Origin of the sequence: Aeromicrobium fastidiosum, from assembly GCF_017876595.1 — a bacterium.
In the GTDB taxonomy this organism is placed as follows: domain Bacteria; phylum Actinomycetota; class Actinomycetes; order Propionibacteriales; family Nocardioidaceae; genus Aeromicrobium; species Aeromicrobium fastidiosum.
The window spans coordinates 218,007-235,829 of sequence record NZ_JAGIOG010000001.1; the positions used below are offsets into that span (position 1 = coordinate 218,007).

Here is a 17,823-nt window from a genome sequence, read left to right on the forward strand (position 1 = left end):
GCTAGGCGGAAGGACGTGCCGTGCCGACCCGGTCGCGACCGGCCCGCTTCGCCCCGTACATCGCACGGTCGGCGGCACGCAGCAGGTCGGCGACCGATCCGCCGTCGTGCTGGGCGACGCCGATCGTGACGGTGACCCGGGCCGAGACGTCACCGAGCGTCATGGGCGTGCCCGAGACCGCGGCGCGCATCGCCTCGGCCACCTCGGCCGCCTCCGAGGCACGCCGACCGGCGAGCACCGCGACGAACTCGTCGCCGCCGAACCGGCCCAGGACCGTCGCCGCGCCCGCGGCCCGGTCGACCCGTTCGGCCATCTCGCGCAGCACCTCGTCGCCGGCGACGTGGCCGTAGGTGTCGTTGATCGCCTTGAAGGCATCGACGTCGAGCAGGGCGATCGACAGCGGCTCCGCCTCGTCGCGGGCCGCGATGACGGCGCGCCGCAGGACCTGGTCGAGCTGGCCGCGGGTGAGCACTCCAGTTACTGGATCGTGCCGGACACTGTCGGCCGAGCTGCTGTGCGTCGATGCCAGGGCGACGTCACGGCACATGATCATCCAGCCGGAGGCCCGTCCCTGCGCATCCGTCAGCGGCGAGCACCGCGTGACGGCCTCGCGGGCGGACGCTCCCGAGCCGAGCACGACCCTGGTCTCGACGTGCTCGGCGAGGGGCACGGTCGTGCCGAGCACCGTCTCGACCGAGTCGCCCACGCCGACGCTGCTCCCGCCCGGCACCGCCACGACCCGCCTCGCCGACGCGTTGAGGCCCACGAGGCGACCTCTCGTGTCGAAGAAGAACACCGGATCGCCCATCTGGTCGACCGCCGCACCGAGATCGACCGGCACGACGTCGTTGAGTCCCTGCCCGAAGACCGAGCGGTGCAGCACGGCCAGACCGGCCACGGCGATGTACTGCGAGAGGTGCAGCTGGCCGACCTCGACCACGAAGATGGCCACGACCAGCACCTGCAGCACGACGATCTGGCTCCGCTGCTCACGATCAGCGCGCGAGGCGCGCGTCGCCAGTGCGATGGCCGACGCCAGCACCAGGGCGATGCAGTAGGCCGTGTGCACCTGGTAGGCGATGCCGAACACGAGCTCTCCACCCGGCTTCGAGCCGACCAGGCCGTGCCACGGGTTCGTGACCTCGAGCACGAAGATCGAGATCGACTCGAGCACGAACACCCCGACGAGCCACCGAGGGGGCGACCAGCGCGGCAGCACTGCGCGACGGGACATCACGAACACCGCGGCGACGCATGCCGAGACGGCCGCGAGCCACAGCCCGACGACGGGGTAGGGATAGCGTCCCGGTTCGTCGAGGCGGTCGAAGGCCGCGATCGACCAGCACCAGACGGCTGCGGCGAACGCCGCCGCAACGAACGCGCCGGCCCCGAACGTCGCGCGCCTCCGGGCCCACCCGGAGATCGCCAGCATCAGCGCCACGAGCCCGGCGACGACACTGACGGCCATCAGCTCGCCGCCGGCACCAGGGTGTCGATGACGGTGCGGGTCCACTCGAGCAGCTCGCGGCCCACGAGCGGCTTGCCGCCGATCGGCGCGGTCTTCGGGCGCGGGATGAGCGCGACCTCGGCGGCGACCTTGTAGGTGCTGCGCGGGTAGACGCGCTGCAGCCGCATCTGCGCCGAGTCGGGCAGCTTGAGCGGAGCGAACCGGACGTTCGGCCCGGCTGCCGTCACCTCGGTGAGTCCCGCCTCGCGCACCCGGACGCGCAGGCGGGCGACCTCGAGCAGGACGTCGACGGCCTCGGGCGGCTCGCCGTAGCGGTCGACCAGCTCGCCGCGGATCTCGTCGACGTCGGCCAGCGCGCGGACGTCGGCCAGCCGCTTGTACATCTCGAGCCGCAATCGCTCGCTGCTGACGTAGTCGTGCGGCAGGTGCGCCTCGATGGGCAGCTCGATCTTGACCTCACGCTCGGGCTCCGCGTCGCCGCGGGCCTCCGCGACGGCCTCGCCCACGAGGCGGACGTACAGGTCGAAGCCGACGTCGGCGATGTGGCCGGACTGCTCGCCGCCCAGCAGGTTGCCGGCACCGCGGATCTCGAGGTCCTTCATCGCCACGGCCATGCCGCCACCGAGCTCGGAGTGCTGCGCGATCGTGGCGAGCCGGTCGTGCGCCGTCTCGGTGAGCGGCTTCTCCGGCGGGTAGAGGAAGTAGGCGTAGGCGCGCTCACGCGAGCGTCCGACACGGCCACGCAGCTGGTGCAGCTGCGACAGGCCGAGGGTGTCGGCCCGCTCGATGATCATGGTGTTGGCGTTCGACACGTCGAGCCCCGACTCGACGATCGTGGTGCAGACCAGCACGTCGTAGCGCTTCTCCCAGAAGTCGACCATGACCTCCTCGAGCTGGTGCTCCCCCATCTGGCCGTGCGCCGCGGCCACCCGCGCCTCGGGCACGAGCTCCTTGATCTTGGCGACGGCCCTGTCGATCGACTGCACGCGGTTGTGGATGAAGAAGGCCTGGCCCTCGCGCAGCAGCTCGCGGCGGATCGCAGCGACGACCTGGCGGTCCTCGTACGGCCCGACGAACGACAGCACGGGGTGGCGCTCCTCGGGCGGCGTCGCGATCGTCGACATCTCGCGGATGCCGGTGATGGCCATCTCGAGCGTGCGCGGGATGGGCGTCGCCGACATCGAGAGGACGTCGACGGCTGCGCGCAGCATCTTCATCGCCTCCTTGTGCTCGACGCCGAAGCGCTGCTCCTCGTCGACGATGACCAGGCCGAGGTCCTTGATCCTGACGCCGGGCTGCAGCAGCCGGTGCGTGCCGATGACCATGTCGATCGAGCCGTCGGCCAGACCTGCCAGCGTCTCCTTGGACTCCTTCTCGGTCTGGAACCGCGACAGCGGCTTCATGACGACCGGGAACTGTCCGAACCGCTCGGCGAACGTCGCGTAGTGCTGCTGGACGAGCAGGGTCGTCGGGACGAGCAGGATGACCTGCTTGCCGTCCTGGATCGCCTTGAACGCCGCCCGCACCGCGATCTCGGTCTTGCCGTAGCCGACGTCGCCGCACACCAGGCGGTCCATCGGCACGGTGCGCTCCATGTCGCGCTTGACCTCGTCGATCGTGACCATCTGGTCGGGCGTCTCGACGAAGGCGAAGGAGTCCTCGAGCTCGGCCTGCCACGGCGTGTCGGGGCCGAAGGCGTGACCCTTGGTGGCCTGCCGCGCAGCGTAGAGCTTGATCAGCTCGCCGGCGATCTGGCGGACGGCCTTGCGCGCCTTGTTCTTTCGCGTCGTCCAGTCGGCACCGCCCAGCCGGTCGAGCGAGGGCGACTCGCCGCCGACGTAGCGGCTGATCTGGTCGAGCTGGTCCATCGGCACGAACAGGCGGTCGGCGGGCTGTCCGCGCTTGGACGCCGCGTACTCCATCACGAGGTACTCGCGCGCCGCGCCCTGCACGACGCGCTGCATGAGCTCGACGTAGCGGCCGACGCCGTGCTGCTCGTGCACCACGAAGTCGCCGGGCTTGAGCTCGAGCGGATCGACCTGCTTGCGACGCCGGGCGGGCATCTTGCGCTCGCTGCGATCGGCGGCACGCTGCCCGACGAGGTCGTCGTACGTCATGACCGCGAGCTGCAGCGGCGACGACACGAAGCCCGTCGACAGCTCGCCGATGACGACCTGGACGATGCCGGGCGTCGGGGCGGTCACCTCGTCGTCGAGGGCGGCGGGCACGTCGCTGTCGGCGAGCCACTCGAGGGTGCGCTGCGCCTGACCTGCGGCGGGGGCCACGAACACGACCCGCATGCCGGCCGCGACCCAGCGGCGGATGTCGTCGAGCGCGGCGGACGTGTCGCCGCGGTAGGCCGACCCGGCCTCCATCTCGACGGCACGCTGGCCTTCGTCCAGGTCGAGGCCGAAGGGCGTCTGGGTGAACCAGGTGTGACCCAGCGCGAGCGTCTCGAGCTTGACGTCGTCGAGCGAGTGGAAGGCAGCCGAGCCGAGGTCGATCGGCGACTCGCCGCCGCCGGCGGCCGCGGCCCACGACGCCTGCAGGAACTCCTCGCTCGTCGCGACCAGGTCGGCGGCCCGGGCCCGGATGCGCTCGGGGTCCATCAGCAGGACGGCCGAGCGCTCAGGCAGCAGGTTGACGAACGACTCCATTCCCCCGCCGGCTACGCCCCCGTTGGCGGGGGGACCCCCACTATCGGTCACCAGGACGGGAGTCAGCGACTCCATGCCCTCGACGGCGTGGCCCTCGGACAGCTTCGTGAAGATCTCAGCCAGGCTGGGGTGCTCGACGGCCAGGCGGGCCGCGCGCGCCCGCACCTCGTCGGTCAGGAGCAGCTCGCGGCACGGCGGAGCCCAGACGTGCGTGATCTCCTCGAGCGTCCGCTGGTCGGCCACGGCGAAGCGCCGGATCTCGTCGACCTCGTCGCCGAAGAACTCGATGCGCAGCGGGTGGTCCTCGGTGGGCGGGAAGACGTCGATGATGCCGCCGCGCACCGCGAACTCGCCCCGGCGCTCGACCAGGTCGACGCGGGAGTAGGCCGCACCGGCGAGGTCGGCGACGACCTGGTCGAGGGCGATCTCGTCGCCGCGGTGCAGCTCGACCGGCACGAGATCGGCCAGCCCCTTGACCTGCGGCTGCAGCAGCGACCGGATGGGGGCCACGACGACCCGCAGCGCGCCGCTCGCGGTCTCGGAGTCGAGCTCAGTCGCCTGCGTCGGGTGCACCAGGCGACGCAGCACGGCCAGCCGGCGGCCGACGGTGTCGGACCGCGGCGAGAGCCTCTCGTGCGGCAGCGTCTCCCATGCCGGGTAGTACGCGACGGCGTCAGCGCCCAGCAGCTCGCCGAGCTGGGCCGTCAGGTCCTCGCCCTCGCGGGCCGTGGCGGTGACCGCGACGACGGTCGCCTGCTGCGCGAGAGCCGCGGTGAGGAACGGTCGCAGCGGCTCGGGGGCCTGGACGTCGAGGGCATCGACGCCGCCGGCACGCTCGGCGAGGACGGCCGCGACGGTGGGCTCGGAGGAGACGATCGAGGCGAGGCGAGAAAGAGTCATGTCTATCGGTCACCTCCCCTCATCGGTTGAAGGCGCTCTGGGTCTGGTCCAGTCCCACCGTGACGAGGCTCTCGACCGCATCGGCAGCTTCCTCGATGTACACGGGCAGGTCCTTGCGCTCGGTCGAGCTGTACGGCTTGAGCACGAAGTCGTGGACGTCCTGCCGCCCCGGAGGACGACCGATGCCCACGCGTACCCGGTAGAACTCACCCGAGTCGAGCGACTGCCGCATCGACTTCAGCCCGTTGTGACCGTTGTCGCCGCCGCCGAGCTTGACCCGCAGCATGCCGAAGTCGATGTCGAGCTCGTCGTGGATCGCGATGACGTGATCGGGCTCGACGCCGTAGAACTTCGCCAGCGTCGAGACCGGCCCGCCGCTCTCGTTCATGTACGACTTGGCGCGACCGAGGACGACCCGCTCACCCGCGAGCCGTCCCTCGATCACGTCACCTCGGCCGGACTTGTGCTTCTTCCAGCCGAGGTTCTTCATACTTCCGCCCATGCGCAGCGCGAGGGCGTCGGCGACCATGTAGCCGATGTTGTGCCGCGTGGCGGCATACGTCGGGCCCGGATTTCCGAGCCCGACGACCAGCCAGGTCACTACTCGGACTCGGCAGGAGCCTCAGCCTTGGCGTCGCCCTCGGCAGCGGCCTCTTCGGCGTCGGTCGGCTCGTGCTCGATGCCGAGATCGGCCTCGGCCTCGGCGAGCTCGGCCTCGAGCTGGGCCTCGGTCGGGGCACCCGTGACGTTGACGATGAGGATGTCGTCGTCGACAGCGAGGGTCGAGCCCTCGGGCAGCTGGACGTCCTTGGCCAGGATCTGGTCGCCGGCGACCAGGCCCTCGACCGAGACCTCGAACGACTCGGGGATGTGGGTGGCCTCGGCCTCGATCGCGATCGACGCGTTCTCGAGGACCACGAGGTTGCCGCTGACGGCCTCTCCGACGGTCGTGATGCGGACGTCGACGGTGACCTTCTCGCCCTTGCGGACGATCAGGAGGTCGGCGTGCTCGATGAAGCCCTTGAGCGGGTCGCGCTGGACCTGCTTGGGGATCGCGAGGTGCGACTCGGAGCCGACCTCGATCGTGAGCAGCGCGTTGGCCGAGCCCTTGAGCGCCAGCATGAGCTGGTGACCCGGGAGGGTCAGGTGGACGGGGTCGGCGCCGTGACCGTAGAGGACGACGGGGACCTTGTCGGCGCGACGGATGCGGCGGGCCGCACCCTTGCCGAACTCGGTGCGGGTTTCGGCGGCGATCTTGATCTCGGCCACGGGAGGCTCCTGTTGGGTACGTCGAACGTGCGAAGGATGGGGATGTCACCCTGGGGTCGAGGCGCTCGACACAGCACTCCTGTGGAGCGCCCTGTCGATCACGGTCCGTGAGGACCCTCGCCGAGGCAACCTCACCAGCCTATCGCAGCGTCCTTCGACGGTGAAATCGCGGCCACAGGACCTCCTCGGAAGATAGGCTGTGCGCATGGAGCCGTCCCCGGTCCGCGATCGGGTCCCCGACCCGGCGGCCACGCACTTCGGCGAGAGCGTCTTCCGGTCCCAGGTGCTGCTGACCGGAGCCGTCGGCTTCGTCATCTGCATCACCGTCGCCCTCTCGAAGCGCGACCTGAGTGACAGCCCCGCGTTCTTCATCGGCATCACGGCGATCCTGTGGGTCACGATCGCTGCCGCCCTGGTGCCGTGGCTCCGCATGGCCCAGCAGTGGCAGATGGTCGTCCCGCTCCTCGACATCGCAGCACTCGGCATGCTCCGCATCGCCGTGCCCGACAGCGGCTTCGGCATCCTCATGATCTTCCCGGTCATCTGGCTGGCGACCTCGTTCGGCCGGTGGGGTGCCGTCTCGGGCGCGGGGCTGGGATCGGCGATGCTCGTCACCCAGACCGTGCTGATCGAGACGGGCCGGACGTCCTTCGCCCGCGGGACCACCAGCCCCATCGCGACCACCAGCCTCGCCGTCGCGCTCACCTTCGTCGCCGGGGTGCTCTACACGACCTCGCAACGGGTCTCGTCCCAACGCGTGCTGCTCCGCCGGCAGACCCGCATGCTGGAGGCCGCGCTCGGCCGGGCCCGCACCCAGGAGCTGACCCTGCGCGAGGCGCTGGACGCCGTCGAGTTCGCGGTCATCAACCTCGACCCCGACGGGCGCACCCTGACGGCGAACCGCGCGACCCACGCCCTGCTGTTCGAGCTCGGCCTGCCGGTCACGACGACGTGGGACCGGTTCCCGCTGTACCGCTCCGACAAGGTCACCCCGGTGCCGCCCGCCGAGTTCCCTCACGTGCGGCTGCTCGCCGGCGAGGCGGTGGGCAGCACGACCTACTGGATCGGGCATCGCACCGGCACCCGGTTCGCAGTCGATGTGTCCGCCCGTCTGATGCACGACCACGCCGGCCAGGTCGACCGGATCGTCGTCGTGGTGCGCGACGTGTCGGCCGAGGTGCGGGCCATCGCCGACCGCGACGACCTCGTGACGTCGATGTCACATGAGCTGCGCACGCCGCTCAGCTCGATGCTCGGCTACGTCGACCTGGCCCTCGAGACCGATCTCCCACAGGCCACACGCGACATGCTGCAGATCGCGCTGACCAACGCCGAGCGGCTCAACGCCTTGGTCACCGACCTGCTCGCGGCCCGTTCCACGAGTCCTGCCAACGCCATCACCCTCAGCCCCGCCCCGTACGACGTGTCGGCCCTGGTCAGCGAGTCCGTCGACGCGATCCGGCCCATGTCGGCCGAGCGGCTCATCTCTATCCACCTCGACATCGACGACGGCGTCGAGGCCGAGGTGGATGCTTTCCGCCTGCGGCAGGTCGTCGACAACCTCCTGTCCAACGCGATCAAGTACAACCGCATCGGCGGTCGCATCACGATCTCGGTCGCGGCAGTCCCCGGCGACGATGCCGACGGCACGGTCGAGATCCGCGTCGCGGACACGGGTCGCGGCATGTCGCTGGAGGAGCAGAAGGGCCTGTTCGAGCGCTTCTACCGGGCCGAGTCCGTGCGCGGTTCGACGGTCCACGGCACCGGGCTCGGCCTCAGCATCTCCCGCGAGATCGTCGTCCTGCACGGCGGGACGATCGAGGTCGACAGCGAGCCCGGGCGTGGCACCGAGGTCGTCGTCCGCGTGCCCCGACGGTCGACGTCCGGCGCGGCCGCCTCCCATGCCCCACCGGCCCTCGCGGCCGACTCCCACCACCGAGAGGCCTGACGTGTCCATGGACATCGACCTGGAGACCCTGCTGATCGTCCGCGTCCTACCGGTGACGATCGCGACCGCGATCTTCGCCACGACCGCCGCCCTGCGCCACAACGACGAGGCCAACCGGGCCTGGACGGCGGCCTTTGGCGCGGCGCTCTGCGTCTCGGCGCTCGACGCGATCTACGCGGCGGACGGTCAGGCACCACTCGTCGTGACGGCCGCCGGCGACGCCTCGACGGTCTTCGCGCTCGGCGCGATGTGGTCGGGCGCGCGGCTGCTCGACGGCCGGGCGCGCTCCCACATCTGGGTCGTGGTGGTCGTCGCCCTGGCCGCAGCGGTGCCGACGCTCGTGCAGTCGTCGACCCCGGGCCCGGGCCTGAGCACGGCTCTGCCCACGGGTGCTGCCGGCGTGTTCGCGTGGCTCGCGGCGTCCGAGCTGATGCGCGGCACCATGCGGCTCAACCTCAACGCCAGGATCCTGCAGACCGTCTACTTCCTGTTCGGGGCCTGGTACATCACCGCGGCCGCGCTGGAGGCCAGCGGTGCCGCGACACCCAGCATCTACAGCACCGCGCTGCCCTTCACGGGAATCTTCATCGTCTCGGCGATCTGCCTGTCGGCCCTGCGGGTCGAGCGCGCGGGCAACTGGTGGTCGGTCAGCTCGGAGGCCCACCGGCGCTCCGACCTCGGTGTGCTCTCGTCCGAGGCCTTCCGCGAGGACGCCCACGACCGCATCGAGCGCGCCACCCTCGCCGGCAGCCACGTGGCCCTGGTGCTGGCCGAGATCGAGGACCTCGACGAGCTCAACTCGGCCTTCGGCCGACAGGCTGGCGACAGCGCCCTGCTGCACTTCGCGGGCATCATGCGCTCGCGTCTGCCGGCCGATGCCCTGCTCGGCCACCTCGGGGCCGGCCGGTTCGTCGTGCTGGTGGCGTCCGCGGCCCCCGACGCACCGGCGACCGTCGTCGACGCGATCCGCACCGGTCTGACCGAGTCGCCCGTCGGCGAGGGCATGGAGCTGCGTTCCGACGCCAGCTTCGGCACCGCGCACTCCCTCGACTCGCCTGCCACCCTCGACTCGCTGCTGGGCCGGGCCGACGCCGACCTGACCCGCGCCCGGCAGAACTGAGCCGATCCTGAGGCGGCCCTGAGCCAATCCTGATCTTGACCCGTCAGGCTGGTGCTGTGGGACGGCACCGGCCGGTCCACGGCGGACGAGGAGCAGCATGAGCGACGAGGGCATCGGCTACGCCGGCCAGGCGGCACCCTTCATCGACCCCCTGATGGACCAGTACGCCGACCAGTTCATGGCCAGCATCGAGGCCCTCCCGACCTACCGGTCGACGGTCGGCTGCGTCATCCCGGCCTACAACGAGGAGGACGCCATCGCGGGCGTGCTCGACTCGCTGCTCTCCCAGACCCTCCTGCCCGACGCGATCCACGTCATCGTCAACAACACGACCGATGCAACGGTCGAGATCGCCAGCCACTACGCGGGGCTGCACACGCGTGGCGAGGGTCGCGACGAGCAGATGACCGAGATCTTCGTGCACGACATCGGCGAGAACCCCGACAAGAAGGTCGGTGCCCTCAACTACGGCTACACGCTGGTCGAGGGCATGGACTACCTGCTGGGCGTCGACGGCGACACGACCGCCGATCCGCACGCGATCGAGTACCTCGTGCGCGAGATCCAGGACGACGAGCGCATCGGCGGCATCTCCGCGATCTACAGCATCGACGACAGCGGCCTCGACTCGCTGATGGGCAAGTTCCTGATCGCCGGGCAGCGCGCCCAGTTCGCGGCCTTCAACATGCAGAACCTCCTGCGCGGACGCAACATGGCGGTCCTCGGCGGCCAGTACTCGATCTTCTCGACCACGGCGCTGCGCGCGGTCGTCAAGCAGACCCACCAGCGGTACCCGTGGGTCCGCGACAGCGAGATCGAGGACTCGCTGCTGTCACTGGAGATCAAAAGCGCCGGCTACCTGACCAAGATCAGCGCCCACGCGCGCGCCAACGTCGGTGGCATGACGACGCTCCAGTCGCTCGACGCCCAGCAGGTCAAGTGGAACACCGGCGCGATCGACCTGATGTGGCCCGGCCAGCGAGGCGACACCAAGGGGCAGCCGCTGCACCCCAACCTGCGCCTGCGCTGGTTCGAGAACATCTCGATGGCCACGAACGGGTTCACCCGCCTGGTCTTCCTGTTCCTGCTCATCACCTCGCTGATGCTTCACGCCTTCGTGTTCGTGTGGCTGTGGATCGTCCCGACGATCATGGCGACCCTGCTGAACCTCCGCACGGCCCATGCGATGCAGAACGCCAACCGACGCGACTACCTGTTCGCCCTGCTGTTCTTCCCGGCCGAGCTCTACATGTGGGTGCGCCTGGGCCACTTCGCCCGGTCGTGGACCAAGTTCGCGAGCAGCTCGCAGACCGACAACTGGGCCCTGCAGGCCAAGGCCGAGAGCGGCGGAGGCGGCCTCGCGCACTTCTTCCCGATCGCCGTCGTCGCGGTCGTCGTGTCCGGCGCCGTGGCGATCTGGGCCCAGCTGCCGACGTCGCTGCAGTCGGACGTGCTGGTGGGCGGCTGGACCGTCCTCGGCATCGTCACGGTCCTCCAGACCGCCTGGATGGCGCTCAAGCTGCTCAAGCGCCACAAGGGCTTCCAGGCATGACCCGTCGCCCGTCCCCCCTTCGTTCAGCACAGTCCCTCCCCCGCCGCCCTCAGGAGCATCCCGTGACCACGCCCCACCACCACCGCGCCCTCCGCCGCCGCGTGGGCCAGGCCGCCATCGCCGTCGTCGCCGTCACGGCGCTGGGCGGCTGCAACCTCGGCACGTTCTCCGCGTCGTCCGACGCGCCGGCCACCGCGGCCACGCCCACCCCGACCCCCACGCCGACGTTCGACTCGCAGTTCACCAAGGACGGGACGTTCCAGTCTCACGTCGACATCGACGGCGTCGACTTCGTCTACACGCTCTACCCGACCAAGTCGACGCCCCGCACCAACGAGTGGTTCCCGAAGGGCAACAAGTTCTTCTCGTTCACGTTCCAGGCCTACGACCTCGATCGTGAGCTGCGCGACCCGTTCAAGACCAAGCGCAAGGTCTACCTCGACCGCATCGAGGTCGAGTCGGCGACGACCACCCCGACGGGCACCGTCGAGCGTCCGTACGCGCTGGATGCCCGGGCCCAGGACATCACGTTCGACCCCGAGGCCGTCACGTCGAAGTACGGCATGCTCATCACCTCGCCGAAGGGTGCCTTCGAGCTGCGCAACCAGCCGATCGGCGACCTCGCTACCGACACCACCGGCCTGACGCTGACCTTCCGGGCCACGGTGCGCATCCAGCGCTCGGCGGGCTCGAAGTCGTTCATCCGCGAGACGATCCGCCAGGAGGTGCCGATCGCGATCTTCGCCTCCGACACCCCGACGCAGGTCGCCGAGATCCCCGTCGACGCGAACTGACCTCGCCCTGCACGACGAAGCGCCCCGGCCCATGGGCCGGGGCGCTTCGTCGTGCAGGCTGCAGGTGTCGCCGTGCGTGCGTCAGGCGGAGTCGCGGTCGGACGCCAGTCGGTAGCCGACGCCGCGCACCGTCTCGATGAAGCGGGGTGTCGCCGACGAGTCGCCGATCTTGCGGCGCAGGTTGGCCATGTGGACCTCGACGGCGCGCTTGTCGGCGTCGTTGACGTAGTAGGTCGTCACGTAGCTCTCTCCGCGCAGGGCCAGCACGAGGTCTGCCTTGCTGCGCACCCGGCGGCCCGAGTTCATGAGCGTGGCGAGGAGGTCGAACTCGCTACGGGTCAGCTCGACCCCGCGTCCGTCGACCTGGGTGAGCCTGGTCTGGGTGTTGAGCTGCAGCCCTCGGTGCTCGAGCCAGCCGTCGGCGGTCGCTGCCGGCGCCGCCGGTGCGGCCGGCGCGGCCGGCGCGGCCTCGGCAGCCGGAGCCGGTGCCGGCTCATGGACCGGCTGCCGGTACGCGGGCGCGGGCGGTGCCGCAGCGACGGGAGCGGGCGCGACGGGCGGCGCCGCCGGTGCCGGGGCGTGGTGGACCGTGACCGGCGCGGGCTGCGCCACCGGCTGGGGTGCGACCGGCTGCTGAGGCGCGACGGGCTGGACCGGCGGGGTCGGCTGGGGCGGGATCGGCTGCGGTGCAGGCACGGTCTGGACCTGCGCGTCGACGGGTGCCGCAGCGGCTCCGGCGACCCCTGTGCGCTCGCGCGGACGGCGCAGCAGCGTCTCAATGCGCGCCCGCAGCTCGCGGGGCCGGAAGGGCTTCAGCAGGTAGTCGTCGGCACCGGAGTCGAGCCCCTGCACGATGTCGATCTCGTCGGCCAGGGCCGTGAGCATGATGATGTAGGTGCCGCTGAACTCGCGGATGCGCTTGGCAGCGGCGAAGCCGTCCATGCCGGGCATCGAGACGTCGAGCGTGGTCAGCACCGGGTCGTGGGTGCGAACGGCCTCGATGCCGTCGGCACCATTGGTCGTCAGGATCGTCTGGAACCCGCTCTGCGTCAGCACCGTCTTCAACAGGTTGCGGACGTCGGCGTCATCCTCGATGATCACCGCGAGCTTGTCTTCGACTCCTTCAGGCATGATCTCGATCCTAGTGGCGGCCGGGGTCGGGCGCGGTCAGCCCGACCCACCGTGTCGATGACATTGGTCTCACCAGCCGGCCGTACGGGCCAGCTGCAGCGCCCGTTCGGTCCAGAACTGGCCCGCCGGTGGGCCCCCGCCGCACGTCCCGTCGCTCTCGCCCGGCGGCTTGATCCACAGGTAGGCGTCGAGGTGACCGTCGTCGGCCACGGCAGGCTCACGCCCCAGGGCACGCCCCTCGGGGTTGCACCACTCACCGTTCGAGCCGGCACCGTTGCGGCTCGTGTCGGTGACGTAGTGCGCGCCGCCGAGCGCCTTGCTGATGGCCTCGGCGTACGTCCGCTCGTCGGCGGCCGACTCGTAGCCCGACACGTTGGTCGAGAAGCCGCGGGCTCGGTCGACCCCGGCGTCGGTCAGCATCGTGGCCATGGCGCGAGGATCGGTCCAGCTCGCGTGGCCCGCGTCGACATAGACCGTGACGTCCCGGTCGTCGAGCTGGTCGACCGCACCACGCAACAACGTGGTGCGCTGCTGGCCCTGCCCGCACTCCGCGGCCGTCGCGAGGGCGTCGGGCTCCAGGATCGCCACGGCGTGCTTGCCGGCCGTCGCTGCGATGGCCCCGACCCACTGCGCGTACTGGTCGGCGGGCAGACCACCGCTGCTCTGGCCGCCACTGCAGTCGCGGTCGGTGATGCCGTAGATCACGAACACCGGCGTGCGACCCGCGAGGTCAGCGGCCATCGCGACCTTGGTGACGACAGCACCGACCCGGTCGACGGGGTACGCCTCCGGCGTCAGCCAGAAGCCCTGCGGGACCTCGGCGAGCCGGCTCAGGATGCGCTGGTCGTCGCCCGAGGCCGCCTGTGCGGCACCCGCGGCGGCAGTGTCGGGCGACGTGTAGAGGGGCTGGTCGGCGAAGGGATTGGACGACCCGCCCACGCCCAGCAACCGGGCGCCGGCGAAGACGACGACGAACAGCACGACGGGGATCGCCAGAAGGACGGGCATCGACGGGCCCCGACGTGTACCGGACATGCTGCTCAGCACCCTTTCGTCGCCTGCAGCACCGCCGTGGGCCGCTGTTCACTCAACCCTCTGAGGATACCGGCCGGTGCGGTCAGGGGCCGGGCGGGACGGTCGGCACTGACCCCTGCGCGGGGCTAAAGTGGCTCGGTGTCGAGATCGCGCGGCACGCGTACCGGATGGAGATCTCCCACATGCCCACTCGACGTCGCACCGTCGTCGCCGCGCTGCTGTCGGCCCTGCTCGCATCGGGGGCGCTGGTCGGCCTGTCGGCACCCGCCGAGGCCGCCGGCACCCAGATCTTCGGCCGCGTGACCGACGGCTCGACCGGCAAGCCGATCCGGACCGTCAAGGTGCTGCTGTTCGGACAGGGCTGGAACTACCTGACCCGGGTCAAGGTCAGGTCCAACGGCGTCTACCAGATCACGGCACCCGGCCCGGGCAGCTACCACCTGCAGTTCGTCGACGGACGCCCCGCCTACAACACCAAGGCCTATGCCGCGCGGCTCGACGTGCGGGTGCGCGTGGGGGCCACTCCGGTGCAGAAGAACGTCCGTCTCAAGCGCGGCGGGGCCATCGGCGGCGTCGTCAAGGTCAAGGGCAAGCGGGCCGCCAGCGCCCACATCCGTGCCATCAGCAGGGGCGGCCAGGTCATCGAGGTCGACGCCAACAAGCGCGGCGAGTACGCCCTCGGCGGCTTGGCCAAGGACGACTACCGGGTCTTCGCCTACGACGTCAAGAACCGCCGCGTCGGCACGAGCAAGCTGATCCGCAAGGTCAAGCTGCGCACGTTCCGGCAGGCGTCGTTCAACCTGAACACCAAGCCGGGCCTCATCCGCGGGTTCCTGACGATCGGCGGCGCACGCGCCCGCGGCATCGTGTACGTCACGGCCGTCAACAAGAAGACCGGCGAGTTCTGGGTGCAGAAGGTCTCGGCCGGCAACATCTCGCTGCGCGGCCTGACGCCCGGGCCCTACCGGCTGCAGGTGCCCGACACCAACGGCTACCTCGGCGGCTCGTTCAACATCGGCAACGTGCGTGCGGGCGGCAAGCGCAACGCCACGATCAACCTCGCCACTCGCGGCGGGACGGTCTCGGGAGTCGCTCTCGACGCCGAGACCAGCCGGGGCATCCCCAACATCAGCGTGCGACTCACCGACGCCAAGGGACAGGTGCAGGCCGAGATGCCGACCAACCAGGACGGCACGTTCCGCATCGGCGGCACGATCCGCCCGCAGAACGGCATGACGCTGACGGTGTTCGCGTACAGCACGATCCAGGGCCGTACGTACGTCCCTGACAGTCGCACCGTCAACATCGCCAACGACAGCGACCAGTACGTCGAGGTGAGGCTCGGCAACACCGATCCTCCGAAGCCGGCACCCAGCACGTCGACGCCCGCGCCGAGCACATCGACGCCTACGCCAGCACCCACGACGTCGACCCCGACACCGATCGCCTAGGGCTTCAGGGCGCGGAGCGCCCTGAGCCTCAGGACTTGAACAGGCTGGTGACGGAGCCCTCTTCGAAGACCGCGGCGGTGGCCTGGGCCAGCAGCGGGGCGATCGACAGCACCGTGAGCTTGTCGAAGCGCTTGTCGTCGGCGATCGGCAGCGTGTTGGTCACGATGACCTCGCAGGCCGTCGAGTTCTTGAGCCGGTCGACCGCCGGACCGGAGAACACCGCGTGGGTCGCCGCGATGACGACGTCCTCGGCCCCGTCGGCCATGAGCGCCTCCGCAGCCTGCACGATCGTGCCGCCGGTGTCGATGAGGTCGTCGACCAGGATGCACACGCGCCCCTCGACATCGCCGACGACGCGATTGGCCTTCGACTCGTTGGGACGGCGCGGGTCGCGGGTCTTGTGGATGAACGCCAGCGGCGCGCCCCCCAGGGCAGCGGCCCACTGCTCGGCGACCTTGATGCGTCCGGCGTCGGGCGAGACGACCGCGAGGTCCTTCTTGCCGTAATGCTTCTTGACGTGGCGGGTCAGGATCGGCATCGCCAGCAGGTGGTCGACCGGCCCGTCGAAGAAGCCCTGGATCTGGGCGGTGTGCAGGTCGACCGTCATGAGGCGGTCGGCACCGGCGGTGAGGAACAGGTCGGCCATCAGGCGGGCCGAGATGGGCTCGCGGCCGAGGTGCTTCTTGTCCTGGCGGGCATAGCCGTAGAACGGCAGGATGACCGTGATGCGCTTGGCGGACGCCCGCTTGAGCGCGTCGACCATGATGAGCTGCTCCATGATCGCCTCGTTGATCGGCGCGGCGTGGCTCTGCAGCACGAAGGCGTCGCAGCCTCGTACCGACTCGTCGAACCGCACGTAGATCTCGCCGTTCGCGAAGTCGTACGCCGTCGTCGGCACGACCTCGATCTGGAGGAGGTCGGCGACCTCCTGCGCGAGCGTGGGGTGCGCACGCCCCGAGAACAGCAGCATGTTGCGGGTCGGGGTCCGCTTGGACAGGCTACTCACCGGGTGCCTCCTGAAGGGGTTCTGCCTCGGCCTCGCCGGCGGCCAGGTCTGACGGGGTGCCCGGACGCTTCGCCGAGACCCACCCCTCAATGTTCCTCTGTGCCCCCGCGCTGACTGCCAGCGCCCCCGGTGGGACGTCCTCGCGGATCGTCGCGCCGGCACCCGTGAACGCGCCGTCGCCCACCGTCACCGGCGCGACGAAGGTGTTGTTGGAGCTGGTCTTGGCGTGCCGGCCGATCGTCGACCGGTTCTTGTGGACGCCGTCGTAGTTGGCGAAGATCGTGCCGGCACCGATGTTGGCCCCCTCGCCGATGTCGGCGTCGCCGACGTACGACAGGTGCGGCACCTTGGCACCCGCTCCGATGGTCGAGTTCTTGACCTCGACGAACGTGCCGATCTTGCCGCCCTCGCCGAGCTCGGCACCGGGCCGCAGGTAGGCGAACGGGCCGACGGACGCCTCTGCCCCGATGACCGCGTCGGACCCGTGCGTGCGGACGACCGTGGCACCGGCCCCCACCTCGACGTTGCGCAGCGTCGTGTCGGGTCCGATGGTCGCTCCGGTGGCCACGTCGGTGGCACCGAGCAGCTGGGTTCCGGGCAGGATCGTGACGTCGGGAGCCAGGGTCACGGCGGAGTCGATCCACGTCGTGGCGGGGTCGACGATCGTGACTCCCTCGGCCATCCAGCGGCCGGTGATGCGCCGGTTGAGCTCGCGGCCGAGGCGGGACAGCTGCGCCCGGTCGTTGACGCCCTCGGTCTGCCAGACGTCCTCGAGCACGTGCGCGCCGACCGGGCGTCCCTCGGCGACGGCCTTGCCCACGATGTCGGTGAGGTAGAGCTCGCCCTGGGAGTTGTCAGACTCGAGACGGGCGACCGCGTGGGCGAGGAACTCACCGTCGACGACGAGGATGCCGCTGTTGATCTCGCGGATCGCGCGCTCGTCCGCCGAGGCGTCGGCGTGCTCGCGGATGGCCGTGACGGCCCCGTCGGGGTCACGCACGATGCGGCCGTAGCCCGTGGGGTCGTCGACCTCGGCCGACAGGATCGTGACGATGCGCCCGGCCGCGCGATGGTCGACCAGCAGCTCAGCGAGGGTCTGCGACGTCAGCAGCGGCACGTCGCCGTAGGTGATGACGACGGTCGCTGCGGGCTGCGCGTCGAGTGCCTGGAGCGCCACGTGAACCGCGTGCCCCGTGCCGTTCTGCTGCTCCTGGACGGCCTGCACGATCGCGGGGTCGTGGGCAGCGATCGCGGCGGACACCTGCTCACGGTCGTGTCCGACGACCGCCACAGTGGTGCGGACGCCCGCGCCGGCGACGGCGACCAAGGCGTGCTCGATCATGCTGCGGCCCGCGATCTCGTGCAGCACCTTCGCGCGGCTCGACTTCATGCGGGTGCCGGCACCCGCGGCCAGGACGATCGCGATGATGCCGGTGTCGTTCGAGCTCGTGGTCACAGGACTCCTTCGTGGGCGGAGCACGGTCGGGCGTGC

13 protein-coding genes are annotated in these 17,823 nt (G+C 70.5%); 5 read left to right on the forward strand and 8 right to left on the reverse strand.

The window, feature by feature from the left end; translation table 11 throughout:
- Position 1 precedes the first annotated feature (1 nt).
- The 4 genes from JOF40_RS01115 to JOF40_RS01130 are packed head-to-tail and all read right to left on the reverse strand — an operon-like array spanning position 2 to position 6,294.
- Entirely contained in the window at positions 2-1,468 is a 1,467-nt protein-coding gene (locus tag JOF40_RS01115; protein ID WP_129183294.1) for a histidine kinase N-terminal 7TM domain-containing diguanylate cyclase, read from the reverse strand.
- Entirely contained in the window at positions 1,468-5,025 is a 3,558-nt protein-coding gene (gene mfd / locus JOF40_RS01120) for a transcription-repair coupling factor (protein ID WP_129183296.1), read from the reverse strand. Before mfd ends, JOF40_RS01115 begins: the two co-directional genes overlap by 1 nt.
- A gap of 19 nt (positions 5,026-5,044) precedes the next feature.
- Positions 5,045-5,626, reverse strand: a complete 582-nt coding sequence (gene pth, locus JOF40_RS01125; RefSeq protein ID WP_129183298.1) for an aminoacyl-tRNA hydrolase — start codon at positions 5,624-5,626, stop codon at positions 5,045-5,047.
- Positions 5,626-6,294 (reverse strand): 50S ribosomal protein L25/general stress protein Ctc, encoded by a 669-nt coding sequence (locus tag JOF40_RS01130; RefSeq protein ID WP_129183300.1) that lies wholly within the window; start codon positions 6,292-6,294, stop codon positions 5,626-5,628. Before JOF40_RS01130 ends, pth begins: the two co-directional genes overlap by 1 nt.
- Before the next feature lie 205 nt (positions 6,295-6,499).
- Here JOF40_RS01130 and JOF40_RS01135 point away from each other — a divergent pair, with 205 nt between their 5' ends.
- The 4 genes from JOF40_RS01135 (at position 6,500) to JOF40_RS01150 (ending at position 11,708) form a co-directional block, all read left to right on the forward strand.
- The gene (locus JOF40_RS01135) at positions 6,500-8,242 is read left to right on the forward strand and encodes a sensor histidine kinase (protein ID WP_129183302.1); all 1,743 of its coding nucleotides are present in this window, start codon (positions 6,500-6,502) and stop codon (positions 8,240-8,242) included.
- Between the two features lie 7 nt (positions 8,243-8,249).
- Positions 8,250-9,362: a GGDEF domain-containing protein gene (locus tag JOF40_RS01140; RefSeq protein WP_245343205.1), complete on the forward strand. Its 1,113-nt coding sequence runs from the start codon at positions 8,250-8,252 to the stop codon at positions 9,360-9,362.
- A gap of 97 nt (positions 9,363-9,459) precedes the next feature.
- On the forward strand, positions 9,460-10,914 hold the full coding sequence (locus JOF40_RS01145; RefSeq protein WP_129183306.1) for a glycosyltransferase family 2 protein: 1,455 nt from the start codon (positions 9,460-9,462) through the stop codon (positions 10,912-10,914).
- A gap of 62 nt (positions 10,915-10,976) precedes the next feature.
- On the forward strand, positions 10,977-11,708 hold the full coding sequence (locus JOF40_RS01150; RefSeq protein ID WP_129183308.1) for a hypothetical protein: 732 nt from the start codon (positions 10,977-10,979) through the stop codon (positions 11,706-11,708).
- Positions 11,709-11,789: 81 nt separating this feature from the next.
- Here JOF40_RS01150 and JOF40_RS01155 read toward each other — a convergent pair whose 3' ends face one another.
- Complete coding sequence (locus JOF40_RS01155) at positions 11,790-12,839, reverse strand: response regulator transcription factor (RefSeq protein WP_129183310.1); 1,050 nt, start codon at positions 12,837-12,839, stop codon at positions 11,790-11,792.
- Between the two features lie 69 nt (positions 12,840-12,908).
- Positions 12,909-13,847 carry a glycoside hydrolase family 6 protein gene (locus JOF40_RS01160; protein WP_188111741.1) on the reverse strand — a complete coding sequence of 313 codons (939 nt, stop codon included), beginning with the start codon at positions 13,845-13,847 and terminating at the stop codon, positions 12,909-12,911.
- 194 nt (positions 13,848-14,041) lie between these two features.
- Between JOF40_RS01160 and JOF40_RS01165 the strand changes: the two genes are divergently transcribed.
- Positions 14,042-15,325, forward strand: a complete 1,284-nt coding sequence (locus tag JOF40_RS01165; protein WP_209674310.1) for an MSCRAMM family protein — start codon at positions 14,042-14,044, stop codon at positions 15,323-15,325.
- 28 nt (positions 15,326-15,353) lie between these two features.
- On the opposite strand, the gene JOF40_RS01170 is transcribed toward JOF40_RS01165, so the two are convergent.
- Positions 15,354-16,331, reverse strand: coding sequence for a ribose-phosphate diphosphokinase (locus tag JOF40_RS01170; RefSeq protein ID WP_129183316.1), 978 nt, complete (start codon positions 16,329-16,331; stop codon positions 15,354-15,356).
- Positions 16,324-17,787: a bifunctional UDP-N-acetylglucosamine diphosphorylase/glucosamine-1-phosphate N-acetyltransferase GlmU gene (gene glmU, locus JOF40_RS01175; RefSeq protein WP_281286507.1), complete on the reverse strand. Its 1,464-nt coding sequence runs from the start codon at positions 17,785-17,787 to the stop codon at positions 16,324-16,326. Before glmU ends, JOF40_RS01170 begins: the two co-directional genes overlap by 8 nt.
- Positions 17,788-17,823: the final 36 nt, after the last annotated feature.

Bases quoted from the DNA above. Each gene is read 5' to 3' on its own strand.
- JOF40_RS01135 (WP_129183302.1), top strand. From the start codon at position 6,500: ATGGAGCCGTCCCCGGTCCGCGATCGGGTCCCCGACCCGGCGGCCACG.
- JOF40_RS01115 (WP_129183294.1), bottom strand. From the start codon at position 1,468: ATGGCCGTCAGTGTCGTCGCCGGGCTCGTGGCGCTGATGCTGGCGATC.
- mfd (WP_129183296.1), bottom strand. From the start codon at position 5,025: ATGACTCTTTCTCGCCTCGCCTCGATCGTCTCCTCCGAGCCCACCGTC.
- JOF40_RS01145 (WP_129183306.1), top strand. From the start codon at position 9,460: ATGAGCGACGAGGGCATCGGCTACGCCGGCCAGGCGGCACCCTTCATC.
- JOF40_RS01155 (WP_129183310.1), bottom strand. From the start codon at position 12,839: ATGCCTGAAGGAGTCGAAGACAAGCTCGCGGTGATCATCGAGGATGAC.
- JOF40_RS01160 (WP_188111741.1), bottom strand. From the start codon at position 13,847: ATGCCCGTCCTTCTGGCGATCCCCGTCGTGCTGTTCGTCGTCGTCTTC.
- JOF40_RS01140 (WP_245343205.1), top strand. From the start codon at position 8,250: ATGGACATCGACCTGGAGACCCTGCTGATCGTCCGCGTCCTACCGGTG.
- JOF40_RS01165 (WP_209674310.1), top strand. From the start codon at position 14,042: ATGGAGATCTCCCACATGCCCACTCGACGTCGCACCGTCGTCGCCGCG.